Raw genomic sequence first — 21,828 nt, 5'->3', positions numbered from 1 at the left:
GCCATGGCACGCGTTGCCCGCGGACGCGCCACCGCGGCTACGGCGGCAGCACGATCCGCGAGGCCAGGACCGCGGGATCGGGATCGCGTACCGGCGGCAGGTCGCCCAGACGCGGCACGCCGAGTCGCGCGTCGAGCAAGGCCAGGTTTTCCTCCCGGCACGCCATGTCCGGATCCACCCCGCTGGCGATCCAGCCCACCAGCTCGCAGCCTTCGGCGGCGATCGCCGCGGCGGTCAGGCGGGCATGGTTGAGACACCCCAGCCGCATCCCCACCACCAGCACCACCGGCAGGCGCAGCGCGCGCACCAGGTCGGCCTGGTCGATCGTGGCCGCCAGTGGCGCGGCCCAACCGCCGACGCCCTCGACCACCACCGCGTCGGCCTGCGCCTGCAGGCGCGCGTAGGCGGCCAGGATCGGTTCCAGGCCCACCTGCACGCCGGCCGCCCGCGCGGCCAGTTCCGGCGCCAGCGGTTCGGGCAGGGCGAACGGGTTGAGGTCGGCATAGGCGGGGCGCGGCTGGCTCGCCTGCCAGAGCGCCAGCGCATCGGCATTGCGCCATCCTTCGGCGGTGCGTTCGCAACCGCTGGCGACCGGCTTCATGCCCACGGCCCGATGGCCGCGCGCGCACAGCGCATGCAACAGCGTGCAGCTGGCCAGGGTCTTGCCCGCCCCGGTATCGGTGCCGGTCACAAACACGCTACGCATCGGCGGCTCCCTCGGCCTCCACGCGGCGCCGCGCGCGTCGCCGCCCGAGCACGTGCACCAGCCCGGTCAGGGAGAGCAGGAAATACAGGGTGCCGGGGATCGCCACCTGCCACGGCACCGCATCCTCCGGCAGGCCGATGGCCACCAGTGCCGAGAGCATGCCGACCGCGCAGAAGTAACCGTACGCGGCGACTTCGCCCATCGCGTCGGCGGCCCGGTCCGCATCCAGCGCCAGCTGCCGGCGCCGGCGCCAGGCCAGCAGGTACAACCCGCCCATGCACGCCGACATCGAGGCGAAGGCCAGCCCGTAGAACACGAACACGAACGCGATCTGGGGCGCGCCGGCGACGTCGGACAGCGGCATCGGCAACCAGCCGGCGGTGATCCAGGCGAAGAAGGTACCCAGCAACAGGCGCAGCGGATAGACGTACACCAGCACCAGGAACACCAGCAGCAGGCTCAGCAGCGTGGCCAGCATGCCGTCGAGGCGGTAGTGGCGGCTCCAGCGCACGTGCGCATACCAGAACAGCGCCAGCAGCGCGAAGCCGGCGGCGAACGCGGGGACCTGCTTGAGCGCCAGCACCAGCGCGCGCACGCTGTCGGGGACCCGGTCGGCCGAAATCACCAGCAGGGTCACGGCGAAGGCGAAGGCGGCATCGACGAACGCCTCCAGCCGCGTGGCGCCTCCTCCGCGCCATCCGGCGGGGGGCGTGGCCTGTTGGTCCATGCATCGCTCCTGGTGATCGGGCGCAATCATAAATCCGGCATTGCGCCGCCGCGACGGGCGTCCGCGCCCTCGACCGGCATGGGGGTAGAATCGGCCGCATGTCCTTTTCCGCCATCCCCCTGGCCGGCAGCAAGCCGGACCAGTACGCACAGTTGCTCGAGCAGGCACGCAGCCTGATGCACGGCGAGCGCGACCGGGTCGCCAACGCCGCCAACCTGTCGGCGCTGGTGTTTCATGCGCTCCCGCAATTGAACTGGGTCGGCTTCTATTTCTACGACGGCGCCGAGCTGGTGGTCGGGCCGTTCCAGGGCCTGCCGGCGTGCATCCGCATCCCGCTGGACAAGGGCGTGTGCGGTGCCGCCGCGAGCAGTCGCCAGACCCAGCGGGTAGCCGACGTCCACGCCTTCCCCGGGCATATCGCCTGCGACTCCGCCTCGCGCTCGGAACTGGTGGTGCCGCTGCTGGACGGCGACCGGCTGGTCGGGGTGTTCGACCTCGACAGCCCGGTGCCGGACCGCTTCGACGCCGACGACCAGCGAGGCCTGGAAGCGATCGCCGCCGCCTTCGTCGAGTCGCTGCGTTGAGCACCGCCGAGCTGCGCAACATCGGACCCAAGAGCGCGGCCTGGCTGCGCCAGGTCGGCCTGCGCAGCGCGCAGGACCTGGTGGCGGTGGGCGCCGTGCAGGCCTTCCTCAAGGTCAAGCGCGCCGGCTTCAAGCCCAGCCTCAACCTGCTGTACGCGCTGGAAGGCGCGCTGCTGGACTGCCATTGGCACGACGTGCCCGAGCCGCGCCGGCAGCAGTTGCTGGCCGAGCTGGAGACCGCCAGCGCCGCCCTGCCGCCCCCTCGTGGCCGCCCGGTCGGCGGGCCGGTGACCACCGCGTTCTATGGTGACCACGGCGAAGGCGCCGAAGCAGCCGCGGGCGCGGAAGCGCCCCCCGCCGAAGACGACGGCGGCAACCGCTTCACCTGAGCGGCGCATCCGCGCCTGCGTGCCAAGGCCTGTGGCGGCGCACGCCTCCGGCCGCTGGCGCCGCCGGCAGGGCTCCGTCGGGGGCCATCGCCGCGCGCCGACGCCGATCGCATACAATCCACCGCCTGCAAGGTGACCCTCTGCGCGGACGCGGGGAGGGTTGAAACGGGAAGCCGGTGCGTCTTCGGGTGCGAACCCTCGACAAGGCCGGCGCTGCCCCCGCAACGGTAAGCGACCGCAACGCGCGACATCCGCCACTGTGCCCTGCACGGGAAGGCGTCGCCGCTGGAATCCGGCAATCCAAGCCGGATTCCCGATCGCAAGCCCGGAGACCGGCCTTGCAGGACCCAGGTTGCGATGCGGAGGGCGTCGCGGCGTGCCGACGCCGCTTGGCGCCTGTCCGCTCCCGTGCATCCTCCTGTCGCGACTCCCCACACGGGCGCCGGGTGCGGCGCCACGCACGCATGGAGTTGCACGATGACGTTCCGCCCGCTGACCACCGCCGTCGCCCTGGCGCTGGCCCTGCCCCTGCTCGCCCCCGGCACGGCCCTTGCCGCCGACCCGGCCACCGACCTGGACGAGGTGCTGGTCACCGCGACCCGGACCCAGATCGCATTGCGCGACAGCCTGTCACCGGCCCAGGTGATCGGACGCGCCGAGATCGAGCGCAGCCAGGCGTCCTCGCTGCAGCAGCTGCTGGCCGGCCGCGCCGGCATCAACCTGACCAACACCGGCGGGCTGGGCAAGCAGACCTCGCTGTTCCTGCGCGGCGCCGGCTCCAACCAGCTGCTGGTCCTGGTCGACGGCGTCCGCATCGGCTCGGCCACCGCCGGCCTGCCCGCGCTGCAGGACCTGCCGGTCGAGCAGATCGAGCGGATCGAAATCGTGCGCGGCCCGCATTCGAGCCTCTACGGCGCCGACGCGATCGGCGGCGTGATCCAGATCTTCACCCGCCGCGACACCGGCGGCCTGAAGCCGCGCGCGATGGCCGGCATCGGCAGCAACCACCTGCGCGAGGCCAGCGCCGGCCTGGGCCTGGGCGGCGAGCGCGGCTGGTTCGGCGCCGACGTCGCCTTCCTGCGCACCGACGGCATCAACGCCTGCGAGGGCACCGCCGCCGGCTGGGGCGCCGGCTGCTTCGCCGACGAGCCTGATCGCGACGGCTACCGCAACCGCTCGGCCAGCCTGCGCGGCGGCGGCAAGCTCGGTGATGCCTGGACGCTGGAAGGCAGCGCACTGCGCGCCGAAGGCTACAACCACTACGATGGCAGCTGGGCCAACTACTCCGAGACCGTCCAGCAGGTGTTCTCCGGCAAGCTGCGCTTCGCGCCGTCGGCCGCAGGTTCGCTCCAGGCCACCGTGGGCCGCAGCTATGACGATTCGGACGACTATGGCGCCACCGGCTTCGTCGGCGGACTGGAAACCCGCCGCGACCAGGCCGCGCTGCAGGGCGACTTCATCCTGCGCGAAGGCCAGGCACTGACCGCCGGCGTGGACTGGCTGGATGACCACATCACCGGCAGCACCGCCTACGACGTGGACAGCCGCGACAACACCGGCGTGTTCGCCGAGTACCAGGGCCGCTTCGGCGCGCAGCAGCTGCAGGCCGGCCTGCGTAGCGACGACAACGAGCAGTTCGGCAGCCATACCACCGGCAACCTCGGTTGGGGCTGGCACTTCGATGGCGGCATGCTGCTGTCGACCCGATACTCCACCGGCTTCCGCGCCCCGAGCTTCAACGACCTGTACTACCCGTACTACGGCAACCCCGAACTGCAGCCGGAAGAGTCGAAGAGCCTCAACATCGGCCTGTCCGGGGAGCTGCAGGCCTGGCGCTGGACGCTGGACGTGTTCGAGAACCGCGTCGACGACCTGATCAGCTTCGACTCGGCGACTTTCCTGCCCGGCAACATCGACACCGCGCGCCTGCGTGGCGGCGAGTTGACCGTGGGCACGACGCTGGCCGGCTGGGACTTGGCCGCGCAGTACAGCCACGTCGATCCGCGCAACCGCTCCGAAGGCGCCAACCGCGGCAACCTGCTGCCGCGGCGCGCGCGCGACACCGGCCGCATCGACCTGGACCGCGACTTCGGCGATTTCGCCTTCGGCACCACGCTCAACGCTGCCGGCAGCCGCTATGACGACGCAGCCAACCTGGTCCGCGTGGGCGGCTACGCGACCCTGGACCTGCGCTTCGAGTACGCGTTGGGCAGCGACTGGACCGTGCTGGCGCGGGTGACCAACCTGTTCGACCGCGACTACCAGCTGGTGGACTGGTACGCCCAGCCCGGCCGCGAGTACGGGCTGAGCGTGCGCTGGCAGCCGCGCGGCTGAAATCCCGTAGGAGCCCGGCTTGCCGGCGACGCGACGTCGCCAGTACCGGGGATCCCGCCTGCGGGCCGCGGGCGCGGATCGCGGGCGCTCCTCCACGGACGCATGTCCGGTCTCCCCGGCTCCTGCCCAGCCGCATACGCCGCCACCGCTGCGCCGCCCCCCGGCGCAGCGGTCCGGGAACGCATCATCCCGCCGGTGGCCACGGCCGCGCGCCGCAGGTTGCCTAGACTGGCCGGGCCGTCCCCCACGGATACCCGACCCATGCCGACCAGCCGCGCCCTAGTGGCCTCCAACGACGCGCCGCGCCTGCTGCGCACCCTGAGCAACCACTGGCGACACAAGTTCGACGTGCGCCGCGACAGCGACACGCACGCCCACATCCCCTTCGCCGAAGCCGCCGGCGCGGACTTCGAAGTCGCCGGCGACGCCCTGCTGATCAAGCTCGTCCACGACGACGGCGCCGGCATGGCGCGGTTGCGCGAGGTCGTCGAATCGCACCTGCAGCGCTTCGCCCGCGACGAGACGCTGGAATTCCACTGGCAGGCGTGATCGCGGATGCGGGACGCGGCCCCGTGCCGGCGCCCCCCCAAGGCAGCGCGACGCCCTGCTGTAGGAGCCGATTCATCGGCGACCCGACGCCACCGGACAGGCGACGCCTTATCTTGCGGCCGGCCTCGGGTCGCCGATAAGGATCGGCTCCTACAACAGCGCGGCGTCGAACAGGTCGGCCTGCGGTGCGGCCTCGTCCGGGTCCCGGAACCCGGACAGGCCGACGCCGACGAGCCGGTAGCGCGTCGATGGCGGCAGGTCGACGCGATCACGCAGCGCCAGTGCGATCCCGGCCAGCGCCTGCGCCGAATCCGGCGGCGTGTCCGGGGTCAGGCTGCGGGTCAGGATGCGGAACTGCGCGGTCTTGAGCTTGAGCACCACCGTGCGCGCAACCCGTCCGGTCTTGCGCGACGCCTGCCAGGTCTTCTCGGCCAGTTGCCGGATCGCCGGCTCCAGCGCGTCCAGCGGCAGGTCCTGGGCGAAGGTGTCTTCGGCCGAGACCGACTGCACCGGCTGGTCCGGCTCGACCGGGCGTTCGTCGATGCCGCGCGCACGCCGGTACAGCGCGGCGCCGAAACTGCCGAAGCGCCCCTGCAGTTCTTCCAGTGCCAGCGCGCGCAGGTCGCCGACGGTGGCGATTCCAAGCGCCTCGAGCTTGCCCTGCATCACCTTGCCCACGCCCGGAATGCGCCCGACCGGCAGCGGCGTCAGGAACGCCTCGACCTGGTGCGGGCGGACCACGAACAGGCCATCGGGCTTGTTCCAGTCCGAGGCGATCTTGGCCAGGAACTTGTTCGGCGCCACGCCGGCCGAGGCGGTCAGCGAAGTCTCCTCGCGGATCCGCGCGCGGATCGCCTCGGCCACCGCGGTGGCGCTGGCCAGCCGGGATTTCGGCGCGGTCACGTCGAGGTAGGCCTCGTCCAGCGAAAGCGGTTCGACCAGGTCGGTGTGGGCGAGCATGATCTCGCGCACCTGGCGCGACACCGCCTTGTAGCGCACGAAATCCGGCGGCACGAACACCGCATCCGGGCACAGCCGCTCGGCGCGCAGGGCCGGCATCGCCGAGCGCACGCCGTATCGGCGCGCCTCGTAGGACGCCGCGCACACCACCGAACGGGCGCCGCGCCAGGCCACGACCACCGGCCGCCCGCGCAGCGCGGGATCGTCGCGCTGCTCCACCGAGGCGTAGAACGCATCCATGTCGACATGGATGATCTTGCGTGGCGCAGGCGGGGTTTCGGCGATCATGCCTGCCCATTGTGCGACCTGGCGCGCCCGCAGGAGACCCCTGCGTGCGCAGGAGACCGTGGCCGGCAGCACGCGCGCCCGCGGGACACGATGCCGTCGCCCTGCTGGCGCCGGTTCGCGGGCGAGCCCGGCTCCTTCGAAGCACCCGCAGGCGCGCGGCTGGCCGGCGACGCCAAGGTCGGCAGCCGGATCGCCGGGGATGGGGTCTGCGCTTCGCCTGCGGTACAGGGCCGAAGGGGCGAGCGGCGGGTCGACGACGCGGCGTCGCGGAGGACCCCGTCCCGCAAAGCTGCTCGCCGCCACCGGGAACACACGCCGGCGTATGTCCAAGCATTTGATTGAAACAGGGTTTCTCGGGCACGATTCGGTGCTTTTCCGCACCGGATCCCCCATGACTCGCGCTTCCTCGTTCACCCGCGAACAGCTGGTCGCCAGCGGTCGCGGTGAACTGTTCGCCTCCGGCGACGCCCGCCTGCCCGCCGACCCGATGCTGATGTTCGACCGCATCGTCGAGATCAACGACGACGGCGGCAAGTACGGCAAGGGCTTCATCCGCGCCGAACTCGACATCCGCCCGGACCTGTGGTTCTTCCAGTGCCACTTCATCGGCGACCCGGTGATGCCCGGCTGCCTGGGCCTGGACGCGATGTGGCAGCTGGTCGGCTTCTACCTGACCTGGCTGGGCGCGCCCGGCCGCGGCCGCGCGCTGGGCTGCGGCGAGGTCAAGTTCACCGGCCAGGTGCTGCCCAAGGCAAAGCTGGTCACCTACGAGATCGACATCAGCCGGGTCATCAACCGCAAGCTGGTAATGGCCCAGGGCGACGCGCGCATGCTGGTCGACGGTCGCGAAATCTACACCGCCAAGGACCTGCGCGTGGGCCTGTTCACCTCGACCGAGGACTTCTGAGCATGCGCCGCATCGCCATCACCGGCATGGGCATCGCTTCGTGCCTGGGCAACGACCTCGACACGGTTTCGGCCTCGCTGCGCGAAGGCCGCTCCGGCATCCGCTTCCTGCCCGACCACGCCGAGCGCGGCCTGCGCAGCCAGGTCGGCGGCGCGGTGGAGCTGGACCTGGACGCAGCCATCGACCGCAAGCTCAAGCGCTTCATGAGCGACGCGGCCGCCTACAGCTACGTGTCCATGCGCGACGCGATCGCCGACGCGGGCCTGGATGAGGCCAAGGTCAGCCATCCACGCACGGGCCTGATCGCCGGTTCCGGCGGCGGCTCCAGCCGCTGGCAGGTCGAAACCGCCGACCTGCTGCGCGAGCGCGGCGTGCGCAAGGTCGGCCCGTACATGGTGCCGCGCACGATGTGCTCGACGGTGTCGGCCAACCTGGCCACCGCGTTCAAGATCAAGGGCCTGAGCTACTCGATCAGCGCGGCCTGCGCGACCTCGGCGCACTGCATCGGCGCTGCCGCCGACCTGATCCGCCACGGCGCCCAGGACATCGTCTTCGCCGGAGGTGGCGAGGACCTGGACTGGACCATGAGCGTGATGTTCGACGCGATGGGCGCGCTGTCGACGGGGTTCAACGACCGGCCGCAGCAGGCTTCGCGTCCGTACGACGCCGATCGCGACGGCTTCGTCATCGCCGGCGGCGGCGGCATGCTGGTGCTGGAGGACTGGGACCATGCGATCGCGCGCGGCGCGCGCATCCATGCCGAGCTGGTCGGCTACGGCGTGACCTCCGACGGCGCCGACATGGTCGCCCCGTCCGGCGAAGGCGCGGTGCGCTGCATGCACATGGCGCTGGAAGGCGTGCGTGGCCGCAAGGTCGACTACCTCAACACCCACGGCACCTCGACGCCGCTGGGCGACGTCACCGAGCTGCAGGCGGTGCGGGAGGTGTTCGGCGAGGCGTTGCCGCCGCTGTCGTCGACCAAGGCGTTGTCGGGCCATTCGCTCGGCGCGGCCAGCGTGCACGAGGCGATCTACTGCCTGCTGATGATGCGCGACGGCTTCATCGCCGGCTCGGCCAACATCGACAAGCTGGACGAGCGCGCCGAAGGCTTCCCGATCGTGCGCGGGAGCCGCGATGCACGGCTGGACCTGGTCGCGTCCAACAGCTTCGGCTTCGGCGGCACCAACAGCACCCTGGTATTCGCGCGGCCCTGATCGCGGGAACGGGGGCCAGGAACAGGAACGGGAAGCCCGGCGCGAGCCGGGCTTCTTGTTTTCAGGGAGCAGCGGGGCAAGCCCCGCTCTACGAGAGCGCGCCGGTCCTTGGCGCGTGCCGCCAGGTTTCGTGGTGCATCTGGCCAGCGCCGTTCCGGCCGACATACCGCCCCCCGTAGAGCGGGGCTTGCCCCGCTGCTTTGCCCGGCTGTCCAGTTGCCCCGCTTCCGCTCCTCGCAGCCTCAGGCCTTCATGCCGCTGTGTCGCAGCAGCGCATCGATGCTCGGCGCGCGGCCGCGGAAGGCGGTGAAGTTTTCCAGCGCGCTGCGGCTGCCGCCGCGCGACAGCACCTCGGCCAGGAAGCGGGCGCCGGTCTGCGCGAGCTGGTCCGGCGCCTCCTCGAAGGCGGCGTAGGCATCGGCGCTGAGCACTTCGGCCCACTTGTAGCTGTAGTAGCCGGCTGCATAGCCGCCGGCGAAGATGTGGCTGAACTGGTGCGGGAAGCGGTGCCAGGCCGGCGCCCGGTTCACCGCCACCTCGTCGCGCACGCGTTCGAGCAGCTGCAGCACGCTGTCCTGCGACGGGTCGAAACGGCTGTGCAGCTCCATGTCGAACAGGGCGAACTCGAGCTGGCGCACCGTGAACATGCCGCTCTGGAAGTTCTTCGCCGCCAGCATTTTCCCGAACAGTTCGCGCGGCAGCGGCTCGCCGCTGTCCACGTGCGCGGTCATCGCCCGCACGCGGTCCCACTCCCAGCAGAAGTTCTCCATGAACTGGCTGGGCAGCTCCACGGCGTCCCACTCCACGCCGTTGATCCCGGCCACCGGCAGGTCGCCGATCGCGGTCAGCAGCTGGTGCAGGCCATGGCCCATCTCGTGGAACAGGGTGGTGACCTCGTTGTGGATGAAGGTGGCCGGCTTGCCGTCCACGCCCTTGCCGAAGTTGCAGACCAGGTACACCAGCGGGGTCTGCACCCCGTCGGCGCCGGCGCGGCGGTTGCGGCAGTCGTCCATCCAGGCGCCACCGCGTTTGCCCTCGCGCGCGTACAGGTCCAGGTAGAACTGGCCGACCAGGCGGCCACCGGCATCCTCGACCCGGAAGAAGCGCACGTCCTCGTGCCACGCCGGCGCAGAGTCCGGCACCACCTTCACCCCGTAGAGCGACTCGATCACGCCGAACAGGCCAGCCAGCACGCCCGGCTCGGTGAAGTAGCGCTTCACCTCCTGCTCCGAGTAGCTGTAGCGCGCCTGCTTGAGCTTCTCGCTGGCATAGCCCAGGTCCCAGGGCTCGAGCACGGCCACCCCCAGTTCGTCGCGGGCGAAGGCCTCCAGCTCGGCGCGATCGGCGCGCGCAAACGGCAGCGCGCGGCCGGCCAGGTCGCGCAGGAACGCCAGCACCTCGCCCGGCGACTGCGCCATCTTGGTGGCCAGCGAGTACTCGGCGTAGCTGGCGAAGCCCAGCAGCGCCGCCAGTTCCGCGCGCAGGGCGAGGATGCGGTCGATGAGGCCGCTGTTGTCCAGCTCGGCCGGACCGGCTTCGGAGGCGCGCACGCCGTTAGCGCGGTACAGCGCCTCGCGCAGCCCGCGGTCCTCGGCATAGGCCTGCACCGGCAGGTAGCACGGCATCTGCAGGGTCAGCTTCCAGCCGGGGCGGCCATCCTTCTGCGCCGCGGCGCGGGCGGCGGCGACCACCTCCGGCGGCAGGCCGGCCAGGCGGGCCTCATCTTCCACGTAGAGCCCGAACGCGTCCGTCGCGTCGAGCACGTTTTGGGAGAATTTCGCCGAAAGCGCGGCCAGCTCCTCCTGCGCCGCCGAGAAGCGCGCCTTGGCGGCGTCATCGAGCTCGGCGCCGCCCAGGCGGAAATCGCGCAGCGCGTTGTCCACCACCTTGCGGCGTGCCGCGTCATAGGTGGCGTACTCGGGCGAGGCCGCCAGCGCCTTGTACTGCGCGTACAGCGCCAGGTTCTGGCCCAGCGCGCTGCCGAACCGGGTCACCTTCGGCAGGTTGGCGTTGTACGCCTCGCGCAGCTCGGGCGTGTTGACCACGGCCTGCAGGTGCCCGACCTGGCCCCACGCGCGCCAGAGCCGCTCGGTGGCGTCCTCCAGCGGGGTGACGAACGTGGTCCAGGTCACCGGCGCCACCCGCTCGGCCGCAGCCACGGCGGCTTCCGCCTGGGCCAGCAGCGTGTCGATGGCCGGTCCGATGTGGTCGGGCCGGATCGCGTCGAAACGTGGCAGGCCGGAGAAATCGAGCAGCGGGTTGTCGTGCATGGGGGCGGACCGTGTCGGAGTCATCCGACTAGATGCGCGCGGTGGCGGTGAAAATCAACCCGGGACTCCACACCCGCGGTTCGGTCGACGGACGGGGTTCGACTCTCGAGCGGCAGGATCGGCCCGCATCGGGGTTGCGTGCAGGAACCGGTTCATCGGCGACGCGGACGTCCGGGCAATGCGGACGACGCCTGTGCCGACGGCGTCGGGTCGCCGATGAATCGGCTCCTACAAAAAAGCGTGCGCACCCCGGGTTAGAGGTCCCCGCAGGCCGGCAGGTCGGCCAGCGGTGCGCCCGCCACCGCCTCGGCGATGGCGCGGTCGGCGCCGTCCACGTCGATGCCATGGCGCGCGTACCACGCCGGGTCGTAATAGCTGTGCGCGTAGCGCGCGCCGCTGTCGCACAGGATGCTGACGATCGAACCATCCTGGCCCGCCTCGCGCATGGACTGGGCCGCGCGCAGCACGCCGACGAAGTTGGTCCCGGTGGAGCCGCCCACCCGCCGGCCCAGCACCGCGCCGACATGGCGCATCGCCGCCAGGCTCAGCGCATCGGGCACCTTGACCATCGCGTCCACGCAGCCGGCGATGAAGCTGCGCTCCACCCCGGGCCGGCCGATGCCCTCGATCCGCGAGCCGCCGGCGATGGCCAGCGCCGGATCGGGGCGACCGTCGCGGCAGGACACGTAGTAGTCGTAGAACACCGAGGTCTGCGGATCGGCGCACAGCACGCGCGTGTCATGCCGCCGGTAGCGCACGTAGCGGCCCAGCGTCGCGCTGGTGCCGCCGGTGCCCGGGCCGCAGACGATCCAGGCCGGCACCGGGTGCGGCTCCTCGCCCATCTGCTTGAAGATCGACTCGGCGATGTTGTTGTTGGCGCGCCAGTCGGTGGCCCGCTCGGCGTAGGTGAACTGGTCCATGAAGTGGCCACCGACCTCGCGCGCCAGCCGCTCGGATTCGGCGTTGAGTCCGCATGCGCTCTCGACCAGGTGGCAGCGGCCGCCCTGGAACTCGATCGCCGCGATCTTCTCCGGCGAGGTCGATGCCGGCATCACCGCGATGAACGGCAGGCCCAGCAGGCGCGCGAAGTACGCTTCCGACACCGCGGTCGACCCGCTGGAGGCCTCCACCACCGTGCTGCCCTCGCGCAACCAGCCGTTGGCCAGCGCATACAGGAACAGCGAGCGCGCCAGCCGGTGCTTGAGGCTGCCGGTCGGATGGCTGGACTCGTCCTTCAGGTAGACATCGATGCCCGGATAGCCCGGCAGCGGCAGCGGGATCAGGTGGGTGTCGGCCGAGCGGTTGAAGTCGGCCTCGATCTTGTGGATGGCGGCGGCCACCCAGGCGCGCTGGGACATGGCGGGGACTGCGGGAGAACAGGCGACGATTCTAACGATCCGGCGCCCGGCGATCCGTGCCGCCGTGCCCGCCGTCGGCAGGAGGGGCTGCGGACGGCGGCACATCGGCCGCCGGATCCCCTGCTGCGACCAACAGGAAAGCGAGCAGGCACCGCGTAAGCGACAGGCGCATGGGCTCTTCCCGGGCGGCGTTGCCGGGAGTCTACGACAGCCGCATTGCCCGCCGCCCCGGCCAATGCAGGCCGTATATTGGCCCCGGGGACCACGACTACGGGGAAGGAACATGCGCCAGGACGTCGCCGCCGCTCCCGCTAAAGTTCCCTCGCCGCCCGGCCCGCTCGCGCGCCTCAGGCGCACGCTGCTGGCCGCGCCCGCGAACACCGGGCTGGTCGTGGCCACGCTGTTCTTCGCCGCCTCGCTGACGCCGAGCCTGACCCCTCGCATCACCCTCGCCCAGGCGGTGTTGTCGGGCCTGTGCCTGGCCGCCGGCTATGGCCTCGGGGTACTGCTGCGCTGGCTGTGGGGCTACCTGGAGGTGCCGGCGGCCGGCCATGCCAGCGCCTCGCGCCGGCGCCGCATCGTGCTGGCCGCCTGCGCGGTCCTGGCTGCGGTCGCCCTGTGGCGCAGCCAGCATTGGGAGAACATCGTCCGCGCGCTCATGGGCCTGGAGCCGGCCGGCCCGGCGCGGATCGTGGGCGTGGCAGCCGGCGCGATCGTCGTCGCCGTGCTGGTGGTCGTGGTCGGACGCATGGCGCTGCTGGCGGTCAGGGCGATCGTCGGCCTGGTGGAGCTAAGGGTGCCGCGCCGGATCGCGCGCGTGGCGGGCGCCATCGGCGGCGTGATGCTGCTGGTCGGCCTGGCCAACGGCGTGGTGTTCGCCGCGCTGCTGGACATGCTCGACGCCTCCTACCGGCAGGCCGATGCGCTGATCCCACCGGACATGCCGCCGCCGACCGCGGCCGACAGCCCGGGCAGCGCGCAATCGCTGGTGGCCTGGGACCAGCTGGGCCGCATGGGTCGTCGCTACGTCGATGCCCGGCCCACCGCCGCCGACATCGCCGCGTTCGCCGGGCCGTCGGCGAAGGCGCCGCTGCGCGTGTACGCCGGCCTGCCCACCGGCCACACCCCCGAAGCGCGGGCGAAGCTGGCGCTGGAAGAGCTCAAGCGCGTCGGCGGCTTCGAGCGCAAGGCGCTGATCCTGATCACCCCCACCGGCACCGGCTGGGTCGACCCGTCCGGGATCGACGGCATCGAGTACCTCTACCGCGGCGACGTCGCGTCGGTGGCGGTGCAGTACTCGTACCTGTCCAGCCCCCTGACCCTGTTCCTGGATCCGGACACCGGCGGAGTGACCGCACGCGCGCTGTTCCGCGAGGTCTATGGCCACTGGCGCACGCTGCCGCGCGAGCGCCGGCCCAAGCTGTTCCTGCACGGGTTGAGCCTGGGCGCGCTCAACTCGGAGCGTTCGTTCGAGTTGTTCGAGCTGCTGGGGGATCCGTTCGACGGTGCGGTGTGGAGCGGCCCCCCGTTCGCCGCCGCCAGGTGGGCCTCGCTCACCGCCGCGCGCAACCCCGGGACACCGGTGTGGCTGCCGCAGTTCGGCGACGGCGCCTTCGTGCGCTTCATGAACCAGGATGGCAGCCCGACGCCGGCTGAAACCCCCTGGGGCCCGATGCGCCTGGTCTACCTGCAGTACGGCAGCGATGCGGTGACGTTCTTCGACCGCAATGGTTTCTTCCGCGAGCCAGAACTGCTGCACCGGCCGCGGCCGCCCGACGTGTCGCCGGCGATGCGCTGGTATCCGGTGGTGACGATGATGCAGATGGCGATGGACACCTCCCTGTCGATGAGCGCGCCGATGGGCTTCGGGCACGTGTATGCGCCCTCGCACTACATCGATGCCTGGCTGGAGGCCACCGGCATCGACGACTGGTCGCCGGCCGAGGTGGAGCGGCTGCAGCGCTTCCTGGACGAGCGCCGCGCCCAGGAGCTTTCGAAGACCGGCGAGGAAGTGGACGGCTGAAGCCACGCGCCGGGATCGGCGCGTGGCTGCGTCGGGAAGGGTCGTGCGCCACGCCCCGGGAGTGCGCTGCCGCCGCGCCGCCCCGGGGGGCAGCGCGGCCAGAGCCGCGCGGAGTTACTCGACCGTCACCGACTTGGCCAGGTTGCGCGGCTTGTCCACGTCGGTGCCGCGCGCCAGGGCCGTGTGATAGGCCAGCATCTGCACCGGGATGGTGTGGATCACCGGACTGAGCACGCCGGCATGGCGCGGCGTGCGGATCACGTGCACGCCTTCGGACTCGCTGAAGTGGCTGTCCTGGTCGGCGAACACGAAAAGCTCGCCGCCGCGCGCGCGCACTTCCTGCATGTTGGACTTGACCTTCTCCAGCAGGCGGTCGTTGGGGGCGATCACCACCACCGGCATTTCCGCGTCCACCAGCGCCAGCGGTCCGTGCTTGAGTTCGCCGGCCGGGTAGGCCTCGGCATGGATGTAGGAGATTTCCTTGAGCTTGAGCGCGCCTTCCAGCGCGATCGGGTAATGCAGCCCGCGGCCGAGGAACAGCGCGTTGTGCTTGCCGGCGAAGCGCTCGGCCCAGGCCTGGATCTGCGGCTCCAGGTTCAGCGCGTGCTGCACGCTGCCGGGCAGGTGGCGCAGCTGCTCGACGTAGTCGGCCTCCTGCTCCGCAGACACCCGGCCATGCAGCTTGCCCAGCACCACGGTCAACTGGAACAGCGCGGCCAGCTGGGTGGTGAAGGCTTTGGTCGAGGCCACGCCGATCTCGGCGCCGGCGCGGGTGTAGCAGACCAGCTCGCTGGCGCGCGGGATCGCGCTTTCGGGCACGTTGCAGATCGACAGGGTGTGGCGATGGCCCAGCGACTTGGCGTACTTCAACGCCTCCATCGTGTCCAGGGTCTCGCCCGACTGGGAAATGGTGACGATCAGGTGGCGCGGGTCGGCATACGCGTCGCGGTAGCGGTACTCGCTGGCGATCTCGACGCTGCACGGCAGGCCGGCGATGGCCTCGATCCAGTAGCGCGCGGTCAGGCCGGCGTAGTAACTGGTGCCGCAGGCCAGGATCTGCACCCCGGTCACGCCGCCCAGCACGTCGCCGGCTTTCGCCCCGAACAACCCGGCCTCGAACCCGCCGGCATCGATCGCCGCCTCGATGGTGTCGGCGATGGCGCGCGGCTGCTCGTGGATCTCCTTCTGCATGAAGTGCCGGTACGGGCCCAGCTCCAGCGAGGCCAGCGACACGTCGGACAGATGGATCTCGCGCTCGACCGGCCGGTCGTCGCCGTCGAACACGCGCACCCCGCCGCGGGTCAGCTCGGCGGTGTCGCCTTCCTCCAGGAAGATCACCCGGCGGGTGGCCTGGATGATGGCCGAGACGTCCGAGGCGACGAAGTTCTCGCCCTCGCCCAGGCCCACCAGCAGCGGGCAGCCCATGCGCGCGCAGACCAGCCGGTCCGGCTCGCGATGGCTGAGCACCGCCAGCGCGTAGGCGCCGGTCAGTTCCTTCACCGCCGTCTGCAGCGCGGCGAGCAGGTCCTTGCCGCCGGCCATGTGGTGGTGGATCAGGTGGGCGATGACCTCGGTATCGGTCTGCGACTCGAACACGTACCCCAACGATGCCAGGCGCTCGCGCTGGGCCTCGTGGTTCTCGATGATGCCGTTGTGGACCAGGGCCAGGTTGCCGTGGCTGATGTGCGGATGGGCGTTGGCCTCGGTCACCCCGCCATGGGTCGCCCAGCGGGTGTGGCCGATGCCGAGCACGCCGTGGAAGCCCTCGGCCACGGCCGCCTGCTCCATCTCGGCCACCCGCCCGGTGCGACGCACCCGGCGCACGCTGGCAGCGTCGGCCACCGCGATCCCCGATGAGTCGTAACCGCGGTATTCCAACCGCTTCAGGCCCTCCACCAGGACCGGGACCACATCGCGATCGGCGATCGCGCCAACGATTCCGCACATGCCAGCACCCAGCGGGAAACAAACCGCGATTCTAGCGGAGCCGGTCCCGCCACTGTCCGCCACGTGTCCTGCCAGGCCATGCCGGTGTCCCGTGCCTGTCCATCGGCGACCGGAGTGTCCGCAAGTGTCCGCTGGACGTAGCGGACACTGTTGGCCTGCGCATATTTCGTCTGGAAACAGTCACTTGCGGTTGGCACGCGGCGTGCGTTGGGTTGGAGGACTCCATCCGACCGCATGGCCCCGATGATCCCCGACACCTCCGCCCAGGACCGCCCCCTCTCCGCCGCCCGACCGGAACGCCCGGCCTGGCGCCGCTGGCTGTGGCCGGCCGTGGCCGCCGTGCCGGTGCTGGCCCTGCTGGCCTGGGTCGTGGCCGGCTGGGGCGCCGGGTCGCGCTCCTACGACGCCTCCCGGATCCGCATCGCCGAAGTCACCCGCGGCGACCTGGTCCGCGACATCTCCGCCGACGGCCGGGTCATCACCGCCAACAGCCCGACCCTGTACGCCATCGCCGGCGGCACGGTCAGCCTGAAGGTGGTGGCCGGCGACGCGGTCAAGCAGGGCCAGGTGCTGGCGGTGATCGACAGCCCGGAGCTGCGCAGCAAGCTGGTCCAGGAGGAGTCGACCCTGGCCAGCATGGAGGCCGAGGCCAGCCGCGCCCAGCTGGACGCGCAGATCGCCCAGCTCAACGCGCGCCGCGCCCTGGACCAGGCCGAGATCGACCACACCGCCGCCCAGCGCGACCTGGAGCGCTACGAGCGCGGCCATGCCGGCGGCGCGGTCTCCAACATCGAACTGGCCAGCGCCCGCGACGAACTGAAGAAGGCCGACATCGGCCTGCAGACCGCGCGTCGCGACGCCGGCCTGCAGGGCCAGGGCGCGGCGCTGGACGCGCGCAACAAGCGCCTGCTGGCCGACCGCCAGAAGGCCGTGGCCGCCGAACTGCAGCGCCAGGTCGAAGCGCTGACCCTGCGCGCGCCGTTCGACGGCCAGGTCGGCCAGGTGCAGATCTCCCAGGGCACCAACGTGGCGATCAACGCGCCGATCCTGAGCGTGGTCGACCTGAGCGAGTTCGAGGTCGAGATCCGCGTGCCGGAAAGCTTCGCCCGCGACCTGGGCATCGGCGTGCCGGCGCAGGTCACCAGCCAGGGCCGGCCGTTCCCGGCCAAGGTCTCGGCGGTGTCGCCGGAAGTGGTCAACGGCGAGGTCACCGCGCGCCTGCGCTTCGACGAGGGCCAGCAGCCGCCGGGCCTGCGCCAGAACCAGCGCCTGTCGGCGCGGATCGTGCTCGACACCCGCAAGGACGTGCTGATGGTCGAGCGCGGCCCGTTCGTCGAGCAGGAAGGCGGCCGCTTCGCCTGGGTGGTCGAAGGGCGCAGCGCCGTGCGCCGCCCGGTGCAGACCGGCGTCAGCAGCCTGGGCTACGTGGAGATCGTCTCCGGCGCCAAGGAAGGCGACCGCATCGTGGTCTCCGGCAGCGACCAGTTCGGCGACGCCGAACGCGTGGCCGTCAACTGATCCATCGCGTCACCGCCCCTCCCCACTCCCTTTCCCGTTCCAACGTACCCCAGACAAGAAGGAATCCCGCCATGCTGGAAATGCGCCAGGTCTCCAAGATCTACCGGACCGCGATGGTCGAAACCCACGCACTGCGCTCGCTCGACCTGCACGTGCGCGAGGGCGAGTTCGTCGCCGTCACCGGTCCGTCCGGATCGGGCAAGACCACGTTCCTCAACATCGCCGGCCTGCTGGAGACCTTCACCGAAGGCGACTACCTCCTCGACGGTGAGAACGTGCGCGGCATGTCCGACGACGCGCGCAGCCGCCTGCGCAACCACAAGATCGGTTTCATCTTCCAGGGCTTCAACCTGATCCCGGACCTGAACCTGTTCGACAACGTGGACGTGCCGCTGCGCTACCGCGGCCTGCCCTCGGCCGACCGCAAGGCGCGGATCGAGAAGGCGCTGGCCCAGGTCGGCCTGGCCTCGCGCATGCGGCACTACCCGGCCGAGCTGTCCGGCGGCCAGCAGCAGCGCGTGGCCATCGCCCGCGCCCTGGCCGGCGAGCCCAAGCTGCTGCTGGCCGACGAACCCACCGGCAACCTCGACTCGCAGATGGCGCGCGGGGTGATGGAACTGCTCGAGCAGATCAATGCCGATGGCACCACCATCGTGATGGTGACCCACGACCCGGAACTGGCCGCGCGCGCGCAACGCAACGTGCACATCGTCGACGGCGTGGCCACCGACCTGTCGGTCGAGCCGAACCTGGCCCGCCTGGCGCGCAACGACGCCGCGTCCAACGCCACCGCCTGAGGAGGCGCCCATGTTCGCCTACTACTGCAACCTGGCCCTGCGCAGCTTCCGCCGCGACAAGGCACTTACCGCACTGATGGTGCTGGCCATCGCGCTGGGCATCGGCGCGTGCATGACCACGCTGACCGTGTTCCACGTGCTTTCCGGCGACCCGATCCCGGGCAAGAGCGACCGCCTGTTCTACGTGCAGCTCGACCCGGCCGAGATGAACGACTTCACCCCCGGCGAGGAACCGAGCCAGCAGGTCACCCGCCTCGACGCCGAGACCCTGCTGCGCGAGAAGCGCGGCGCCCGCCAGGCGATGATGACCGGCGGCGGCGTGTCGATCACCCCCGGCAAGGAGGGACTGATGCCGTTCGTGAGCGATGCGCGCTACACCTCGGCCGACTTCTTCCCGATGTTCGACGTGCCGATGCTTTACGGCAACGGCTGGGGCGCCAAGGAGGACGACGCGCACGCCCGCGTGGCGGTGATCTCCCGCTCGCTCAACGACCGCGTGTTCGGCGGCGGCAACAGCGTCGGCAAGCAGCTGCGCATCGACCAGTCCGACTTCACGGTGGTCGGCGTGGTCGACGAGTGGCGGCCGACGCCGAGGTTCTACGACATGAACAGCGACCGCTACGGCGCGCTGGAGGACGTGTTCCTGCCGTTCAGCACCTCGCGCGACCTGGACATGGGCCGCAACGGCAGCATGGACTGCTGGGGCGACAGCGGCGGCGATTCCACCGGCGTCAACGCGCCCTGCGTGTGGATCCAGTACTGGGTCGAGCTGGATTCGGCGCAGAAGGCCGGCGAGTACCGCGACTACCTGGTCAACTACTCGGACCAGCAGCGTGCCTCCGGCCGCTACAAGCGCCCCACCAACGTGCGCCTGCGCAACGTCATGGAATGGCTGGAGTTCAACCGCGTGGTGCCCAACGACGTGGTGATGCAGCTGTGGCTGGGCTTCGGCTTCCTGCTGGTGTGCCTGGTCAACACCGTGGGCCTGCTGCTGGCCAAGTTCCTGCGCCGCGGCAGCGAGATCGGCGTGCGCCGCGCGCTGGGCGCCTCACGCGGGGCGATCTTCACCCAGTGCCTGGTCGAAGCCGGCGCGATCGGTCTGGCCGGCGGCATCCTCGGGCTCGGGCTGTCGCTGCTTGGGTTGTGGGCGGTGCGCCTGCAACCGGCCAGCTACGCCGAGCTGGCGCACCTGGACCTGGGCATGCTGCTGCTGACCTTCGTCATGGCCATCGTCGCCAGCGTGCTGGCCGGCCTGCTGCCGGCATGGCGGGCAATGCAGGTCACCCCCGCGATCCAGCTCAAGAGCCAATGACGTAGAGCGGGGCTCGCCCCGCTGCTGCCGCCACACGAACCAGCGATCGACCCGGCCGCGAGCCGGCAACCCAGAACGAAGCAGCGGGGCAAGCCCCGCTCTACGAAACCCGGAGAGACTCCATGGACATCCGACCGATCCTGTCGACGCTGATGCGGCACAAGACCGCCGCATCGCTGATCGTCATCGAGATCGCGCTGACCTGCGCGATCATCTGCAATGCCCTCTTCATGATCAGCGACCGAATCCGCGAGGTTCGCGAGGTCAGCGGGCTGGTCGAGGACGAGCTGGTCCGCGTGCAGATCCTGAGCATCGGCAGCGACGCCGACCAGTCCGCGCGCACCCGCACCGACCTGGCCAACCTGCGCGCCATTCCCGGGGTCAAGGACGCGACCGTGCTCAACCAGGTGCCGTTCGTGAACTCCTCCTGGAACAGCGGCGTGCGCCTGGCCCAGGAACAGCAGCAGTCCACGCTGAGCGCGACGACGTACATGGCCGAGGACCAGTTCATCGAGACCCTCGGGCTGAAGCTGGTCGCCGGCCGCGACTTCAACCCCGACGAGTACCAGGAAGCCTCCGACCTCCTGGATGGCCTCACCGAAGACGGCAGCGTGCCCGGTGCCATCATCACCCGCTCGCTCGCCGACAAGCTGTACCCCGGCGAGGATGCCGTGGGAAAGAGCTTCTACAGCTGGGGCGACAAGCCGATCCGCGTGATCGGCGTGGTCGAGCACCTGGTGCGGCCGAGCCAGATGGGGGGGCCGTCGGCGCGCGAGTACTCGATGGTGTTCCCGCTGCGTCCGCACTACAACCTCGGCGGCAACTACGTGATCCGCACCTCGCCGGAGCGGCGCGCGGAGGTGCTGGCGGCGGCCAAGAAGACCCTGCTGGCCAACGGCGCCGACCGCATCATCCTGGAGGACAACAGCAAGACGGTGGAGGAGCTGCGGCATGAGTTCTTCCAGGCGCCGCGGGCCATGGCCTGGCTGCTGGGCATCGTCTGCGTGGCGCTGCTGCTGATCACCGCGCTGGGCATCATCGGCCTGGCCAGCTTCTGGGTGCAGCAGCGCACCAAGCAGATCGGCGTGCGTCGGGCACTGGGCGCCACCCGCGGGCAGATCCTGCGCTACTTCCAGACCGAGAACTTCCTGCTGGCCACCATCGGCATTGCAGTCGGCATGCTGCTGGCGTTCGCGATCAACCAGCTGCTGATGGGCAAGTACGAGATGGCGCGGCTGCCGCTGTTCTACCTGCCGGCGGGCGCGGTACTGCTCTGGGCGCTGGGGCAGCTGGCGGTCTGGGCACCGGCGCGACGCGCGGCTTCGATCCCGCCGGCCGTGGCGACCCGCAGCGTATGAACCGCCGCCACCAGGCGCGGCGCCACGCGCACCCCGGTTCCGCGACGCCCCTGGCCCGGGCCGCGTACGCTGGCGTGCTGCTGGCGGTCGCCTGGCTGGCGGCCGGCCCGGCTTCGGCATCGGCCCCGGCCGGTGCGGAGCCGGCGGCCGGCGAGGCCGGCCTGGCGCAGACCATCGCGGCGCTCGACGCCGCCGTCTTCGATGCCTTCAACCGTTGCGCCGATTCGGCGCAGCTCGACCGCCATGCCAGCCACTTCGACCCGGCGGTCGAGTTCTACCACGACACCGGCGGGGTGACCTGGACCCGCGAGGCGATGCTGGCCAACACCCGCCAGTACGCCTGCGGCAAGTTCACCCGGGAACTGGTGCCGGGCAGCCTGGTGGTCCATCCGGTCCGCGGTTTCGGCGCGATCGCGCAGGGCCGGCACCGCTTCTGCCAGAACGGCGGCAGCACGTGCGACGGGCTGGCCGACTTCACGATGGTCTGGCAGCGCCTGCACGACGGCCAGTGGCGCATCACCCGCGTCCTCAGCTACGGCCACCGCGCCAATCCCGGCCCCTGAGCCGGTACGATCCACCGTTCCTCC

General features: G+C 71.0%; 18 protein-coding genes and 1 riboswitch. Of the genes, 12 read left to right on the top strand and 6 right to left on the bottom strand.

Annotation, left to right across the window (positions count from 1 at the left end; translation table 11 throughout):
- Positions 1-37: 37 nt before the first annotated feature.
- Positions 38-706, bottom strand: coding sequence for a dethiobiotin synthase (bioD, locus tag ABKA19_RS04850; protein ID WP_353687898.1), 669 nt, complete (start codon positions 704-706; stop codon positions 38-40).
- Complete coding sequence (locus ABKA19_RS04845; RefSeq protein WP_353687897.1) at positions 699-1,433, bottom strand: TMEM175 family protein; 735 nt, start codon at positions 1,431-1,433, stop codon at positions 699-701. Before ABKA19_RS04845 ends, bioD begins: the two co-directional genes overlap by 8 nt.
- Before the next feature lie 98 nt (positions 1,434-1,531).
- On the opposite strand from ABKA19_RS04845, the gene msrC reads away from it, so the two are divergent.
- From msrC to ABKA19_RS04825, 4 genes are all read left to right on the top strand, one after another.
- Positions 1,532-2,017: a free L-methionine (R)-S-oxide reductase MsrC gene (msrC, locus tag ABKA19_RS04840; RefSeq protein ID WP_353687896.1), complete on the top strand. Its 486-nt coding sequence runs from the start codon at positions 1,532-1,534 to the stop codon at positions 2,015-2,017.
- Positions 2,014-2,406: a TfoX/Sxy family protein gene (locus ABKA19_RS04835; RefSeq protein ID WP_353687895.1), complete on the top strand. Its 393-nt coding sequence runs from the start codon at positions 2,014-2,016 to the stop codon at positions 2,404-2,406. Before msrC ends, ABKA19_RS04835 begins: the two co-directional genes overlap by 4 nt.
- 113 nt (positions 2,407-2,519) lie before the next feature.
- Positions 2,520-2,761, top strand: a riboswitch (cobalamin riboswitch).
- Between the two features lie 122 nt (positions 2,762-2,883).
- The gene (gene btuB, locus ABKA19_RS04830; RefSeq protein WP_353687894.1) at positions 2,884-4,740 is read left to right on the top strand and encodes a TonB-dependent vitamin B12 receptor; all 1,857 of its coding nucleotides are present in this window, start codon (positions 2,884-2,886) and stop codon (positions 4,738-4,740) included.
- Positions 4,741-5,001: 261 nt separating this feature from the next.
- A complete protein-coding gene (locus ABKA19_RS04825) occupies positions 5,002-5,289 on the top strand; it encodes a DUF2218 domain-containing protein (protein WP_353687893.1) in 288 nt (95 codons plus the stop codon).
- 150 nt (positions 5,290-5,439) lie between these two features.
- Here the strand turns inward: ABKA19_RS04825 and dinB are convergent, their stop codons facing one another.
- Positions 5,440-6,537 carry a DNA polymerase IV gene (gene dinB, locus ABKA19_RS04820; protein WP_353687892.1) on the bottom strand — a complete coding sequence of 366 codons (1,098 nt, stop codon included), beginning with the start codon at positions 6,535-6,537 and terminating at the stop codon, positions 5,440-5,442.
- A 391-nt stretch (positions 6,538-6,928) separates the two neighbouring features.
- Between dinB and fabA the strand changes: the two genes are divergently transcribed.
- Entirely contained in the window at positions 6,929-7,444 is a 516-nt protein-coding gene (gene fabA / locus ABKA19_RS04815; RefSeq protein ID WP_162376293.1) for a 3-hydroxyacyl-[acyl-carrier-protein] dehydratase FabA, read from the top strand.
- 2 nt (positions 7,445-7,446) lie between these two features.
- The gene (fabB, locus tag ABKA19_RS04810; protein WP_353687891.1) at positions 7,447-8,658 is read left to right on the top strand and encodes a beta-ketoacyl-ACP synthase I; all 1,212 of its coding nucleotides are present in this window, start codon (positions 7,447-7,449) and stop codon (positions 8,656-8,658) included.
- Between the two features lie 242 nt (positions 8,659-8,900).
- Here the strand turns inward: fabB and ABKA19_RS04805 are convergent, their stop codons facing one another.
- Both ABKA19_RS04805 and ABKA19_RS04800 read right to left on the bottom strand, forming a co-directional pair.
- Entirely contained in the window at positions 8,901-10,928 is a 2,028-nt protein-coding gene (locus ABKA19_RS04805; protein WP_353687890.1) for a M3 family metallopeptidase, read from the bottom strand.
- 254 nt (positions 10,929-11,182) lie between these two features.
- Positions 11,183-12,286 carry a PLP-dependent cysteine synthase family protein gene (locus tag ABKA19_RS04800; RefSeq protein WP_353687889.1) on the bottom strand — a complete coding sequence of 368 codons (1,104 nt, stop codon included), beginning with the start codon at positions 12,284-12,286 and terminating at the stop codon, positions 11,183-11,185.
- 283 nt (positions 12,287-12,569) lie between these two features.
- On the opposite strand from ABKA19_RS04800, the gene ABKA19_RS04795 reads away from it, so the two are divergent.
- The gene (locus ABKA19_RS04795; protein WP_353687888.1) at positions 12,570-14,309 is read left to right on the top strand and encodes an alpha/beta hydrolase; all 1,740 of its coding nucleotides are present in this window, start codon (positions 12,570-12,572) and stop codon (positions 14,307-14,309) included.
- A gap of 114 nt (positions 14,310-14,423) precedes the next feature.
- Here the strand turns inward: ABKA19_RS04795 and glmS are convergent, their stop codons facing one another.
- On the bottom strand, positions 14,424-16,256 hold the full coding sequence (gene glmS / locus ABKA19_RS04790; protein WP_353687887.1) for a glutamine--fructose-6-phosphate transaminase (isomerizing): 1,833 nt from the start codon (positions 16,254-16,256) through the stop codon (positions 14,424-14,426).
- A 243-nt stretch (positions 16,257-16,499) separates the two neighbouring features.
- Between glmS and ABKA19_RS04785 the strand changes: the two genes are divergently transcribed.
- The 5 genes from ABKA19_RS04785 (at position 16,500) to ABKA19_RS04765 (ending at position 21,804) form a co-directional block, all read left to right on the top strand.
- Positions 16,500-17,774, top strand: coding sequence for an efflux RND transporter periplasmic adaptor subunit (locus ABKA19_RS04785; protein ID WP_162376299.1), 1,275 nt, complete (start codon positions 16,500-16,502; stop codon positions 17,772-17,774).
- A 71-nt stretch (positions 17,775-17,845) separates the two neighbouring features.
- A complete protein-coding gene (locus tag ABKA19_RS04780) occupies positions 17,846-18,571 on the top strand; it encodes an ABC transporter ATP-binding protein (protein WP_353687886.1) in 726 nt (241 codons plus the stop codon).
- Positions 18,572-18,581: 10 nt separating this feature from the next.
- Entirely contained in the window at positions 18,582-19,883 is a 1,302-nt protein-coding gene (locus ABKA19_RS04775; protein ID WP_353687885.1) for an ABC transporter permease, read from the top strand.
- A gap of 122 nt (positions 19,884-20,005) precedes the next feature.
- Positions 20,006-21,241 (top strand): ABC transporter permease, encoded by a 1,236-nt coding sequence (locus ABKA19_RS04770; protein WP_353687884.1) that lies wholly within the window; start codon positions 20,006-20,008, stop codon positions 21,239-21,241.
- The gene (locus tag ABKA19_RS04765) at positions 21,238-21,804 is read left to right on the top strand and encodes a nuclear transport factor 2 family protein (protein WP_353687883.1); all 567 of its coding nucleotides are present in this window, start codon (positions 21,238-21,240) and stop codon (positions 21,802-21,804) included. Before ABKA19_RS04770 ends, ABKA19_RS04765 begins: the two co-directional genes overlap by 4 nt.
- Positions 21,805-21,828 lie beyond the last annotated feature (24 nt).

Source organism: Pseudoxanthomonas sp. Soil82, from assembly GCF_040446535.1.
Lineage (GTDB): Bacteria > Pseudomonadota > Gammaproteobacteria > Xanthomonadales > Xanthomonadaceae > Pseudoxanthomonas > Pseudoxanthomonas kaohsiungensis.
The sequence above is the reverse complement of the archived record's forward strand: the minus strand, read 5'-3'. Positions and strand labels throughout refer to the sequence as shown.

Coding starts and splice junctions, on each gene's coding strand:
- bioD (WP_353687898.1), bottom strand. CDS start 706: ATGCGTAGCGTGTTTGTGACCGGCACCGATACCGGGGCGGGCAAGACC.
- ABKA19_RS04770 (WP_353687884.1), top strand. CDS start 20,006: ATGGACATCCGACCGATCCTGTCGACGCTGATGCGGCACAAGACCGCC.
- ABKA19_RS04780 (WP_353687886.1), top strand. CDS start 17,846: ATGCTGGAAATGCGCCAGGTCTCCAAGATCTACCGGACCGCGATGGTC.
- glmS (WP_353687887.1), bottom strand. CDS start 16,256: ATGTGCGGAATCGTTGGCGCGATCGCCGATCGCGATGTGGTCCCGGTC.
- ABKA19_RS04845 (WP_353687897.1), bottom strand. CDS start 1,433: ATGGACCAACAGGCCACGCCCCCCGCCGGATGGCGCGGAGGAGGCGCC.
- ABKA19_RS04785 (WP_162376299.1), top strand. CDS start 16,500: ATGATCCCCGACACCTCCGCCCAGGACCGCCCCCTCTCCGCCGCCCGA.
- fabA (WP_162376293.1), top strand. CDS start 6,929: ATGACTCGCGCTTCCTCGTTCACCCGCGAACAGCTGGTCGCCAGCGGT.
- dinB (WP_353687892.1), bottom strand. CDS start 6,537: ATGATCGCCGAAACCCCGCCTGCGCCACGCAAGATCATCCATGTCGAC.
- ABKA19_RS04805 (WP_353687890.1), bottom strand. CDS start 10,928: ATGCACGACAACCCGCTGCTCGATTTCTCCGGCCTGCCACGTTTCGAC.
- ABKA19_RS04825 (WP_353687893.1), top strand. CDS start 5,002: ATGCCGACCAGCCGCGCCCTAGTGGCCTCCAACGACGCGCCGCGCCTG.
- btuB (WP_353687894.1), top strand. CDS start 2,884: ATGACGTTCCGCCCGCTGACCACCGCCGTCGCCCTGGCGCTGGCCCTG.
- ABKA19_RS04795 (WP_353687888.1), top strand. CDS start 12,570: ATGCGCCAGGACGTCGCCGCCGCTCCCGCTAAAGTTCCCTCGCCGCCC.
- ABKA19_RS04765 (WP_353687883.1), top strand. CDS start 21,238: ATGAACCGCCGCCACCAGGCGCGGCGCCACGCGCACCCCGGTTCCGCG.
- msrC (WP_353687896.1), top strand. CDS start 1,532: ATGTCCTTTTCCGCCATCCCCCTGGCCGGCAGCAAGCCGGACCAGTAC.
- ABKA19_RS04775 (WP_353687885.1), top strand. CDS start 18,582: ATGTTCGCCTACTACTGCAACCTGGCCCTGCGCAGCTTCCGCCGCGAC.
- fabB (WP_353687891.1), top strand. CDS start 7,447: ATGCGCCGCATCGCCATCACCGGCATGGGCATCGCTTCGTGCCTGGGC.
- ABKA19_RS04800 (WP_353687889.1), bottom strand. CDS start 12,286: ATGTCCCAGCGCGCCTGGGTGGCCGCCGCCATCCACAAGATCGAGGCC.